This window comes from Enterobacter cloacae complex sp. EB5 (assembly GCF_031432835.1).
GTDB classification, from domain to species: Bacteria; Pseudomonadota; Gammaproteobacteria; order Enterobacterales; family Enterobacteriaceae; genus Enterobacter; species Enterobacter hormaechei_C.
Genome location: NZ_CP133860.1, coordinates 2,049,387 through 2,060,899 on the forward strand (window position 1 = coordinate 2,049,387; position 11,513 = coordinate 2,060,899).

At 54.6% G+C, this 11,513-nt stretch carries 9 protein-coding genes; 2 read left to right on the forward strand and 7 right to left on the reverse strand.

All coding sequences use genetic code 11. The features are described 5' to 3' along the window. Window positions 1-3: 3 nt before the first annotated feature. From RHN82_RS09805 to glnA, 4 genes are all read right to left on the reverse strand, one after another. Window positions 4-114: a YshB family small membrane protein gene (locus tag RHN82_RS09805; protein ID WP_017382667.1), complete on the reverse strand. Its 111-nt coding sequence runs from the start codon at window positions 112-114 to the stop codon at window positions 4-6. Between the two features lie 110 nt (window positions 115-224). Then, window positions 225-1,637 (reverse strand): nitrogen regulation protein NR(I), encoded by a 1,413-nt coding sequence (glnG, locus tag RHN82_RS09810; protein ID WP_047052503.1) that lies wholly within the window; start codon window positions 1,635-1,637, stop codon window positions 225-227. A gap of 11 nt (window positions 1,638-1,648) precedes the next feature. Further along, window positions 1,649-2,698, reverse strand: a complete 1,050-nt coding sequence (gene glnL / locus RHN82_RS09815; protein WP_003861923.1) for a nitrogen regulation protein NR(II) — start codon at window positions 2,696-2,698, stop codon at window positions 1,649-1,651. A 167-nt stretch (window positions 2,699-2,865) separates the two neighbouring features. Then, window positions 2,866-4,275: a glutamate--ammonia ligase gene (gene glnA, locus RHN82_RS09820; RefSeq protein ID WP_003861925.1), complete on the reverse strand. Its 1,410-nt coding sequence runs from the start codon at window positions 4,273-4,275 to the stop codon at window positions 2,866-2,868. Between the two features lie 377 nt (window positions 4,276-4,652). Between glnA and typA the strand changes: the two genes are divergently transcribed. Next, entirely contained in the window at window positions 4,653-6,476 is a 1,824-nt protein-coding gene (gene typA, locus RHN82_RS09825) for a ribosome-dependent GTPase TypA (protein WP_003861927.1), read from the forward strand. A gap of 80 nt (window positions 6,477-6,556) precedes the next feature. Here the strand turns inward: typA and ompL are convergent, their stop codons facing one another. Beyond that, a complete protein-coding gene (ompL, locus tag RHN82_RS09830) occupies window positions 6,557-7,243 on the reverse strand; it encodes a porin OmpL (RefSeq protein ID WP_003861929.1) in 687 nt (228 codons plus the stop codon). A 205-nt stretch (window positions 7,244-7,448) separates the two neighbouring features. Here ompL and RHN82_RS09835 point away from each other — a divergent pair, with 205 nt between their 5' ends. Next, entirely contained in the window at window positions 7,449-8,453 is a 1,005-nt protein-coding gene (locus RHN82_RS09835; protein WP_000427623.1) for an IS110-like element IS4321 family transposase, read from the forward strand. A 218-nt stretch (window positions 8,454-8,671) separates the two neighbouring features. On the opposite strand, the gene RHN82_RS09840 is transcribed toward RHN82_RS09835, so the two are convergent. Together RHN82_RS09840 and RHN82_RS09845 are read right to left on the reverse strand one after the other, a co-directional pair. After that, complete coding sequence (locus tag RHN82_RS09840; protein ID WP_045341574.1) at window positions 8,672-10,069, reverse strand: MFS transporter; 1,398 nt, start codon at window positions 10,067-10,069, stop codon at window positions 8,672-8,674. A gap of 43 nt (window positions 10,070-10,112) precedes the next feature. Further along, window positions 10,113-11,495: an MFS transporter gene (locus RHN82_RS09845; RefSeq protein ID WP_006808723.1), complete on the reverse strand. Its 1,383-nt coding sequence runs from the start codon at window positions 11,493-11,495 to the stop codon at window positions 10,113-10,115. Window positions 11,496-11,513: the final 18 nt, after the last annotated feature.

An 11,513-nucleotide genomic window follows, 5' to 3' on the forward strand; every position in this document is an offset into this window, starting at 1 on the left:
TCGTTAGCTAAACAGCCCAACCAGCGCCGCACACAGCACCGCCGCAACGGCAGTTTGTGGCGTGTGGCTTTCTGCTGCTCCGCTCGAAAGCAAAGTCACTAATGATTCCAGCATGATGCTCCCCCCTGTTTCCGGGCACGATCATACAAAACTCATCGGAACAGTAAAGCGCAAAATAACGGCACTTTGCGCTCAATTAGTAACCTTTACACAGCGGAGTAAGATCACTCCATTCCCAGCTCTTTCAGCTTGCGCGTCAGGGTGTTTCGACCCCATCCCAACAGGCGAGCCGCTTCCTGTTTGTGGCCCTGGGTATGACGAAGCGCGGTAGTTAACAGCGTGCGCTCCATCTCAGGCTGCGCTTCGGAGAGCAGATTTTGATGACCGGAACGCAGCGCGCGATCTGCCCACTGCGCCAGCAGCGTCGCCCAGCTGTCTGGCAGCGCATGTCCGGTGGTGCTTTCGGGCACGGTGGCTTCAAACAGCTCAGCAGGGAGATCCTGAATCAACACTTCTTGTCCGGCGGCCATCACGGTCAGCCAGCGACAGGTGTTTTCCAGCTGACGCACGTTGCCCGGCCACGCCAGACGGGTGAGGGCGGCATCCGTTTCCGGATGAAGCTGCTTGGCTTCCACGCCCAGCTCGCGGGCCGCCACTTGCAGGAAATGGCGCGCCAGACGCGGGATATCTTCCCGACGTTCGCGCAGCGGCGGGAGGTGGACGCGGATCACGTTCAGACGATGGAATAAATCCTCACGGAATTTCCCCTCCTGCACGCGCAGCTCCAGGTTCTGGTGCGTCGCGGCAATAATACGCACGTCCACCTTCACCGGCGCATACCCGCCCACGCGGTAAAACTGGCCATCTGCCAGCACGCGCAGCAGTCGGGTCTGAACATCCAGCGGCATATCGCCGATTTCATCCAGGAATAGCGTTCCGCCGTCAGCCTGTTCAAAGCGTCCCTGACGAATGGTATTTGCCCCGGTAAACGCCCCTTTTTCGTGGCCGAACAGCTCAGATTCAATCAAATCTTTGGGGATCGCCGCCATGTTCAGGGCGATAAAGGGGGCTTTCGCCCGCGGGCTGTGGCGATGCAGGGCGTGCGCAACCAGCTCTTTACCGGTCCCTGATTCACCGTTAATCAAGACGCTGATAGACGAGCGCGACAGACGCCCGATGATGCGAAACACGTCCTGCATGGCTGGCGCTTCACCGATGATGTCCGTCGTAGGCCCGAAATCCGGCGCGTGACGGGGCTGCTGTTGCTCCTGATAGTGGCTGATGGCGCGTTCGACCAGGGCAACGGCTTCGTCGATATCAAACGGTTTTGGCAGATAATCAAACGCCCCCTGCTGGTAGGCGCTAACGGCGGCATCCAGGTCGGAGTGGGCGGTCATTATGATGACCGGAAGCATGGGGTGGCGCTGTTTGATCTGCTTTAAGAGCGCCAGTCCGTCCATGCCCGGCATGCGAATATCCGAGAGCAGAACGTCCGGCGTTTTGGTGGTGAGTGCGTCGAGCACCTCGCTGCCGCTCTCAAACGTCGTGCAGCTTAATCCCGCTCCTGTGAGCGCGCGTTCAAGCACCCAACGGATGGAGCTATCGTCATCGACTACCCAGACTATCCCTCGTTGCATAAACGTCACCTTTATTTTTTAATCGGCAGGAAAACCGAAAACTCGGTATGTCCCGGCCAACTGGTAAATTCAATTTTGCCGGAGTGTTGGTCAATCAAATTACGGGCGATGGATAACCCCAGCCCGGTGCCGCCTTCGCGACCGCTGACCATCGGGTAGAACAGGGTATCCTGGAGATGCGGCGGGATCCCCGGCCCGTTATCTTCCACATCAATACGTGCCGCCAGACGATAACGCACGCCGTGCAGCGTCAGCTGGAACGCGGTGCGGGTACGCAGAATAATTTCGCCACCCTCCGGGCCCAGCGCCTGCAACGCGTTACGCACAATGTTCAGCAGCACCTGTTCAATCTGGTCCGGATCGTGCGCCAGCTCCGGCAGGCTTGGGTCGTAATCACGCACCAGCGTGACGTTATCTGGCAGCTCCATAGAGACGAGTTTCACCACCCGCTCCGCGACCTTATGAATGCTTTCTGAAACATGCATCCCCGGCTGCTGCGGCCCGAGCAGACGATCGACCAGATTACGCAGACGGTCCGCCTGCTCGATAATGACGTTGGTATACTCTGCCAGGGCAGGGTCAGGCAGCGCTTTGGTCAAAAGCTGTGCCGCACCGCGTAAGCCGCCCAGCGGGTTTTTAATTTCATGAGCCAGCCCGCGCACCAGGTCGCGCGCCGCAATCTGCTGCGCATGCTGAAGCTGCTCCTGGCTGAGACGACGCTGGTTATCCATCGGCGCCATTTCCAGCAGAATCATGCCATCCGGCAGGCGCTGTGCGGTGAGGGACAAAATATGCGAGCGTCCGTCAATCACCAGCGTCACTTCGTTATCGGTGAAGCCCTGACCCGCCTGCAAACTCTCCTGCATCAGGCCAATATTCAGTGAGAAATAGCTCAGCAGTTCAGGCAGCGGCGTGCCAAACAGTTTACGGGCGCTTTGGGCGAGCAGTTGCTGCGCCGCCGGGTTGGCGTAATGCACCGCCAGCTCGTCGTCGACCAGCAAGATACTGTTAATCAAAGAATTGAGGATCTGCCCAGCATCGGGCAGCGTGCCAGTTGCCATTCAGCAGTCTCCTGGAGTCGTTGCACTATTTTAGTGCAGTATAGCGTTTTAGAGGTAAAAAGCGCGTGAGATCAGGTTGTTGGTGGAGAAAAAAGCCCATCCGAAGATGGGCTAAAGTTTCCACGGCAACTACTCCCGACGCGTATGCGCCGGGTAAAACAAATCAATTAAACGCTGTAGTACAGTTCGAACTCAACCGGGTGCGGCGTCATGCGAACGCGGTCGTTTTCTTCGGTACGCAGCGCGATGTAAGCGTCGATTGCTTCATCGGTGAACACGCCGCCAGCGGTCAGGAACTCACGGTCTGCGTCCAGCGCTTGCAGGGCTTCTTCCAGAGAGCCGGCAACCTGTGGGATCTCTTTCGCTTCTTCTGGCGGCAGGTCGTACAGGTTTTTGTCCATGGCTTCGCCCGGGTGGATCTTGTTCTTGATACCGTCCAGACCGGCCATCAGCAGTGCTGCGAAGCACAGGTATGGGTTAGCCGCCGGGTCCGGGAAGCGCACTTCGATACGACGCGCTTTCGGAGACGCCACCACCGGGATACGGATAGAAGCAGAACGGTTACGGGCAGAGTACGCCAGCATCACCGGTGCTTCGTAGCCTGGGACCAGACGCTTGTAGGAGTTGGTGGTCGGGTTCGCCAGGGCGTTGATCGCTTTAGCGTGTTTGATAACACCGCCGATGTAGTGCAGCGCCTGCTCAGACAGACCCGCGTATTTGTCGCCAGAGAACAGGTTGGTGCCGTTCTTGGACAGGGACATGTGGCAGTGCATGCCGGAACCGTTGTCGCCGAACATGGGTTTTGGCATGAAGGTCGCGGTTTTACCGAAACGGTGCGCAACGTTGTGCACAACGTATTTGTAGATCTGAATCTCATCCGCTTTCTTAGTCATGGTGTTGAAGCGGGTTGCGATTTCGTTCTGGCCAGCCGTTGCCACTTCGTGGTGGTGCGCTTCAACAACCAGGCCCATCTCTTCCATAATCAGACACATGGTAGAACGGATGTCCTGTGAAGAATCGACCGGAGGAACCGGGAAGTAACCGCCTTTCACGCCCGGACGGTGACCTTTGTTACCACCTTCGTATTTGGTGGAAGAGTTCCATGCGCCTTCGATGTCATCGATAGCGACGTGGGAACCAGAAATGGAAGCGCCAAAACGGATGTCGTCGAACAGGAAGAACTCTGGCTCTGGCCCGAACAGAACGGTGTCTGCGATGCCGGTAGAACGCAGGTACTCTTCAGCGCGTTTTGCGATGGAGCGTGGGTCACGGTCATAGCCTTGCAGCGTGCCAGGTTCCAGGATATCGCAGCGGATGATCAGCGTAGGTTCTTCGTAGAACGGGTCAATGAGCGCAGTGGTTGCATCTGGCATCAGAACCATGTCGGATTCGTTAATGCCTTTCCAGCCGCCAATGGAGGAGCCGTCAAACATTTTGCCTTCTTCAAAGAATTCGGCGTTCACCTGATGAGCAGGGATCGTGACGTGCTGTTCTTTACCTTTGGTATCGGTGAAGCGCAGATCAACAAACTTCACTTCATGTTCGTTCAGCATCGTCAAAACGTGTTCAGCGGACATACTTAACTCTCCAGATTGGTCATTGTCGTCGTGGTAACGAGGTCTTCAAATCGGCTGGGCTGCCATATTTTTACTGTATTTCTGTAAAGCGAAATCTGTGCCAACTTTTAAAACACCCCAAAAAGGCGTTATCATGCGCACCATAGTGCAGAAGGGCTGCACCACATTGGATTTGTTGCACCATTATAGTGCTTCTGTGTGAACATAGAGCACCATATTGGTGCAATTTACGTTAAAGTGCCCTTTTACCGCTCCGTGAAAGCGATCACAAAGCATCTCTGCAATACTTGTTTGCGGGGGATGTTTGTGATCCTGTTTTGTAGTGCGATTAATCCGTGTACAATAACGCGCTATTTCTAAATGCCTGAGGCAAAGTTGTGATCGAAAAATTGCGTAATATCGCCATCATCGCGCACGTCGACCATGGTAAAACTACCCTGGTTGATAAGCTGCTACAGCAGTCCGGTACGTTTGATGCTCGTGCCGAAACTCAAGAGCGTGTGATGGACTCCAACGATTTGGAGAAAGAGCGTGGGATTACCATCCTCGCCAAAAACACCGCTATCAAATGGAATGACTACCGTATCAACATCGTTGATACCCCAGGGCACGCCGACTTCGGTGGTGAAGTTGAGCGCGTGATGTCCATGGTGGATTCCGTGCTGCTGGTGGTTGACGCATTTGATGGCCCTATGCCGCAAACGCGCTTCGTGACCAAAAAAGCATTTGCCCACGGCCTGAAACCTATCGTTGTGATCAACAAGGTTGACCGTCCTGGCGCGCGTCCTGACTGGGTTGTTGACCAGGTCTTCGACCTGTTCGTTAACCTCGACGCGACCGACGAACAGCTGGACTTCCCTATCGTTTATGCGTCTGCGCTGAACGGTATCGCCGGTCTGGATCACGAAGACATGGCGGAAGACATGACTCCGCTGTACCAGACGATTGTGGATCGCGTTCCTGCGCCAAACGTTGACCTGGAAGGCACCCTGCAAATGCAGATCTCCCAGCTCGACTACAACAACTATGTTGGCGTAATCGGCATTGGTCGTATCAAGCGCGGTAAAGTGAAGCCTAACCAGCAGGTCACTATCATCGATAGCGAAGGCAAAACCCGTAACGGTAAAGTCGGTAAAGTTCTGACTCACCTGGGTCTTGAGCGTATCGAGAGCGACATCGCTGAAGCGGGCGACATCATCGCCATCACCGGTCTGGGTGAACTGAACATCTCCGACACCATCTGCGATCCGCAGAACGTCGAAGCGCTGCCAGCCCTGTCCGTTGATGAACCAACCGTATCCATGTTCTTCAACGTCAACACCTCTCCGTTCTGTGGTAAAGAAGGTAAGTTTGTTACCTCTCGTCAGATCCTTGACCGCCTGAACAAAGAGCTGGTGCACAACGTTGCGCTGCGCGTTGAAGAAACCGAAGACGCTGATGCATTCCGCGTTTCGGGTCGTGGTGAGCTGCACCTGTCTGTTCTGATCGAAAACATGCGTCGTGAAGGTTTCGAGATGGCGGTTTCCCGTCCGAAAGTTATCTTCCGCGAAATCGACGGCCGTAAACAAGAGCCATTCGAAAACGTAACGCTGGACGTTGAAGAGCAGCACCAGGGTTCTGTGATGCAGGCACTGGGTGAGCGTAAAGGCGACCTGAAAAACATGAATCCAGATGGCAAAGGCCGCGTACGTCTCGACTACGTGATCCCAAGCCGTGGCCTGATCGGCTTCCGTTCTGAGTTCATGACCATGACTTCCGGTACTGGTCTGCTGTACTCCACCTTCAGCCACTACGACGACGTTCGTCCGGGCGAAGTGGGTCAGCGTAACAACGGCGTGCTGATCTCTAACGGTCAGGGTAAAGCGGTTGCGTTTGCGCTGTTCGGTTTGCAGGATCGCGGTAAGCTGTTCCTGGGTCACGGTGCTGAAGTTTACGAAGGCCAGATCATCGGTATTCACAGCCGTTCTAACGACCTGACGGTAAACTGCCTGACCGGTAAGAAACTGACCAACATGCGTGCGTCCGGTACTGACGAAGCAACGGTTCTGGTTCCACCGATCAAGATGACGCTGGAGCAGGCTCTGGAATTCATCGATGATGACGAACTGGTAGAAGTGACGCCTCAGTCAATTCGTATCCGTAAACGTCACCTGACCGAGAACGATCGTAAACGTGCAATGCGCGGTGCGAAAGAAGACTAATTCGGTTATGCCGTAGGCCGGGTAAGCGCAAGCGCCACCCGGCAACGAAAAAGCCGCTGAGCGATCAGCGGCTTTTTTTATTAGAACGAATACCGCAACCCTAACCGGATCCGGTACTGCTCGCGGTTGTAATCATTCCATCGGTCCAGCCACTGTAGCTCAAGATACGGCAGCCAGTTTCTGTCGATTTTATAGCTGAACTTGTTAGTAATTTCCCAGTGATGATCTTTGCCATTTTTGCTGTGGTAATCATTCACCCGCTGGAAAAAGTGCGGTTCAAAGGTGTAGAAAAACGCATCCGTCACTTTGAAATTCCAGTAGTTGGCGAATTCATGCGTGTCGTTCTTATCCATCTGCCCGTTATAGTCCGGCGTATCGTAATTGTTATGGTTATAGCGATAGCGGAACGTCAGATTAAACCAGTCCGTAAATTTGTAATTGGTATCTAAATAAACCGCGCCACCTGATCCTGCGCTGCTGTCATTAATTAAGCCGCCGGGCTGGAAGGTCAGTTTGTCGGTCGGTTTGAAGAGCGGATACCACCCCTCGATTTCGTTATAGCTGTGCTTCAGTTCGTCCCATTTCCCCACGTTATAAGCGTTGGTGAACATCAGTCCCGCGCCCATATCGAAGTTATAGCCCGCACGCAGGATCACTTCGTGCAGCTCAGAGGCGGTGTTGTAGGCTTCGCGCGTTTCGACATAGGCCCCGGCAAAAACCGGGCAGGACACAGACGACACGATCAGTACAGTAATGATTCTTTTCATAATTTGTCCATGTATCAGGTACAGAAAGGCCTCCCTCCTGATAAACAGGAAGGACATAGTGGCCGGATTTATTGTTATAAAGTGACTGCTGACGCTTTATTGTTGGTGGTTATCTCAGGGGTATTTGCTGTCTGTTTTTAATGAGATGGTCACTCCCTCCTTCCCGGTACTATGCTGAGGACAGGCTTTCATTCGGAGAACTATCATGGAAAACATTGCGCTCATTGGTATCGATCTGGGTAAAAACTCTTTCCATATTCATTGCCAGGATCGTCGCGGGAAGGCTGTTTACCGTAAAAAATTTACCCGGCCAAAGTTGATCGAATTTTTGGCGACATGCCCCGCTACAACCATCGCAATGGAAGCCTGTGGCGGTTCTCACTTTATGGCACGCAAGTTGGAAGAGTTGGGGCATTCCCCAAAGCTGATATCACCACAATTTGTCCGCCCGTTCGTTAAAAGCAATAAAAACGACTTTGTCGACGCCGAAGCTATTTGTGAAGCTGCATCGCGTCCGTCTATGCGTTTTGTGCAGCCCAGAACGGAATCTCAGCAGGCAATGCGGGCTCTGCATCGTGTCCGTGAATCCCTGGTTCAGGATAAGGTAAAAACAACCAATCAAATGCATGCTTTTCTGCTGGAATTTGGCATTAGCGTTCCCCGAGGAGCTGCCGTTATTAGCCGACTGAGTACCATTCTTGAGGATAATAGTTTGCCTCTTTACCTCAGCCAGTTATTGCTGAAATTACAACAGCATTATCACTATCTTGTTGAGCAGATTAAAGATTTGGAATCCCAGTTGAAACGAAAGTTGGACGAAGATGAGGTTGGACAGCGCTTGCTGAGCATTCCCTGCGTCGGAACACTGACAGCGAGTACTATTTCAACTGAGATTGGCGACGGGAAGCAGTACGCCAGCAGCCGTGACTTTGCGGCGGCAACAGGGCTTGTACCTCGGCAGTACAGCACGGGAGGTAGGACGACATTGCTGGGAATTAGTAAGCGAGGTAATAAAAAGATCCGAACTTTGTTGGTTCAATGTGCCAGGGTATTCATACAAAAACTGGAACACCAGTCTGGCAAATTGGCCGATTGGGTCAGGGATTTACTGTGCCGGAAAAGCAACTTTGTCGTCACTTGTGCTCTGGCAAACAAGCTGGCCAGAATAGCCTGGGCCCTAACGGCACGACAGCAAACTTATGTAGCATAACGGCAGAAATACACCGGTTTAAAGAATTACTGATCTGGTTTTGCGAATACTGATATTGATGATACTAACGGCCCACCGGCCTGTTGAGGAACCTGTAAAACGGAAAGGCTCATTGAAGCCGTATATTTTCTGGAGGTTCATCAGGCGCGGAACTCATCAAGGCGCGGGAATAAAATCCCATTCAGACGCCGGATAGATTCAAGCAAGCCAACTTGTCGTCAAAATCGGTGTTGCAAAAACGGGAGTGACCATAGATTCCGTTTTCCAATCTCCTCGATAATAAAGGCGAAGCGCGCTTCGTTGAGTTTATAAAACAGCCCCATGGTCACGGCGGCAACGATCGCCAGGCCGCACGGCCAGAGGAAAATAAGCTGACGCAACCCAAGCAGCGTGCCCGCGCTCTGCACGGCATGGGGAACGTAGCCAATCTGGGTCAGCATGATGCCGGGCAGAAAACCGGCCAGCGCCGCGGAGATTTTGCGCGAGAAGGTATAGCCGGTATACACCGACCCTTCGGCGCGGATCCCGGTTTTCCACTCGCCGTAATCAACCGTATCCGGCACCAGCGCCCAGTTCAGGCTGTTCACAAACGCGGTGCCGAAAAAGGCCATGCAGGAAAAGAGCACGAACAGCAGGGAACTGGTCCCCCAGACGAAGTTCAGCACGTCGCCCACCGCCCACAGCGTCAGCCCGCCCAGATAGACCGGTTTCTTGCCAAAGCGCTTCACCGCGCCAGGCACCAGAAACACGCCAATCAGAATGCAGCCCATGCTGAAAAAGCCCATCCACGACAGGAGATGCAGATCGTTCAGCACGTACTGGGTGTAATAGACCTGAATCGCCAGCTTGATGTTAAACGCGGCGAGGGTACACAGGTTGGCGATGCACAGCACCAGCAGCGGCGGGTTACGGAAAATCGCGCAGAACGATTTCAGAATGCCGGGCTTATGGTGATCGGGCGTAAGCTCGACGTAGCGCTCTTTCACCCCGCTGTAGCACCACCACATGCAGAACAGCCCCCCGGTGACAAACACCAGCGCGGCCACCAGATAGCCGAGTGAGGGCTGGCTGACGAACAGCGCCTGGATCGGCATAAAGCCGACGGTGCAGAGCAACAGCCCTACCGTTGCGCCGCCCTGACGCCACGCCGCAAGCTGCGCGCGCTCGTTCGGGTTTTTGGTGATGGCCGGAACCATTGCACCGTAGGCACAGTTCATCAGGCTGTAGCAGAGGCCAAACATCATGAAGAGCACGGTGGCGAGAGCCGTTTTCACCGTCAGGCTAAAGTCGTTGGCCATAAACTGCGCCGTGGCCACCAGCGCCACAGGAACGGAGGCGTAGAGAATGAATGGCCGGAATTTCCCCCGCGCGCCGATGTTACGCCGGGAGTCCAGCAGCACCCCGGTCAGCATGTCGGTAAAGGCGGTGAAAAACTTCGCGACGAGGAAAATAATGCCGCCATAGAACGCCGGCATGCCCAGTTCATCGGTGTAAAACTTCAGCAGGTACAGCGTGCCAATACACAGCATCAGATTCGAGCCAAAATCGCCCATCCCGTAGGCGCACTTCTCTCGCAGGCTCAATTTCAGGGTTAACGGATCAGTATTATGTGTCATGGTCGATCCTCAAAGCGCCCCGCAGGGCGCTCAATCACGTCATTTATGCCGTACGTTTGCGCAGTTCGATCTCTTCCACGATGCGCACATACATCTTCTCGTTAAGGTTGTAGAAGCAGCCCATCGCCACGATGGTGATGACCGCCAGCAGGCTCGGATAGATAAATATCAGCTGCCGCAGCCCTTCAACCGTGCCGGCGGATTGCACCACGTTGGGCACATAGCCGATCTGCGTGAGCATGATCCCCGGGAAGAAGCCCGCCAGCGCCTGCGATACCTTACGGAAGAAGGTAAAGCCGGTATAGACCGTCCCCTCTGAGCGCACGCCGGTGCGCCACTCGCCGTACTCCACGGTATCGGAGACCAGCGCCCAGTTCAGGCTGTTCACGAACGCGGAGCCGAAGAACGCCAGGCAGGAGAACGCCACGAAGCTCACCGAGCCGCCGCCGAAGAAGTAGTTAAGCAGATCGCCTGCCACCCAAATCGTCAGCCCGCTGATGTAGACCTTTTTCTTGCCGAAGCGCCGCACCGCGCCGGGCATCATAAAGACGCCGATAAAAATACAGCCCATGCTGAAGAAGCCCATATACGACAGCAGGATCGGGTCGTTCAGCACGTACTGCGTGTAGTAGACCTGAATGGCGAGTTTGACGTTAAAGGCGCCCAGCGTGCACAGGTTAGCGATGCACAGGATAAACAGCGGACGGTTCCCGGCGATGGCGCGAAACGACTGCAACAGCCCCGGTTTCTGCGCCGGGTTAGCAGGCTGCGTCTCGACGTAGCGCTCGGTTACGCCCTTATAGCACCACCACATAAAGAACAGCCCGAACAGCGAGAAGAGGGTGGCGGCAAAGATGTAGCCTAGTTGGTCATTGCCCTCAATGAGATTCATCACCGGGACAAAGCCGACGGTACAGAGCAGCAGGCCCAGCGTAGCACCGCCCTGGCGCCAGGCGGCCAGCGAAGCACGCTCGTCCGGGTTTTTGGTAATGGCGGGCACCATCGCGCCGTAGGAGCAGTTCATCATGCTGAAGAACAGGCCGTACAGCATAAACAGCACCGTCGCCATCACCGTTTTACCGGTGATTTCAAACGGTGTGCCGACGAAGTTGGCAATCGCCAGCAACGTTACCGGGAAGGCTGCATACAGCACGAACGGGCGGAATTTCCCTTTCGGGCCGATTTTGCGCCGGGAATCGAGCATGATCCCGGTGCCCATGTCGGTGAAGGCGGTAAAAAACTTCGCAATCAGGAAGATAATCCCGCCGTAGGTGCCCGGCAGCCCCAGCACGTCGGTGTAGAACTTCAGCAGATACAGCGTGCCAATATCAAGCAGGATGTTAGAGCCGAGATCGCCCATCCCGTAGGCGAGTTTTTCTTTAAACGGCAGGCGCAGGGTTGCCGGATCAGAAGTATGTTGACTCATTATTGTTCTCCGTCTGCC

What these genes read in the sequence shown, in the direction of transcription:
- ompL (WP_003861929.1), bottom strand. Translation starts at nt 7,243, where the DNA reads ATGAAAAGAATCATTACTGTACTGATCGTGTCGTCTGTGTCCTGCCCG.
- RHN82_RS09845 (WP_006808723.1), bottom strand. Translation starts at nt 11,495, where the DNA reads ATGAGTCAACATACTTCTGATCCGGCAACCCTGCGCCTGCCGTTTAAA.
- glnG (WP_047052503.1), bottom strand. Translation starts at nt 1,637, where the DNA reads ATGCAACGAGGGATAGTCTGGGTAGTCGATGACGATAGCTCCATCCGT.
- glnL (WP_003861923.1), bottom strand. Translation starts at nt 2,698, where the DNA reads ATGGCAACTGGCACGCTGCCCGATGCTGGGCAGATCCTCAATTCTTTG.
- glnA (WP_003861925.1), bottom strand. Translation starts at nt 4,275, where the DNA reads ATGTCCGCTGAACACGTTTTGACGATGCTGAACGAACATGAAGTGAAG.
- RHN82_RS09805 (WP_017382667.1), bottom strand. Translation starts at nt 114, where the DNA reads ATGCTGGAATCATTAGTGACTTTGCTTTCGAGCGGAGCAGCAGAAAGC.
- RHN82_RS09840 (WP_045341574.1), bottom strand. Translation starts at nt 10,069, where the DNA reads ATGACACATAATACTGATCCGTTAACCCTGAAATTGAGCCTGCGAGAG.
- RHN82_RS09835 (WP_000427623.1), top strand. Translation starts at nt 7,449, where the DNA reads ATGGAAAACATTGCGCTCATTGGTATCGATCTGGGTAAAAACTCTTTC.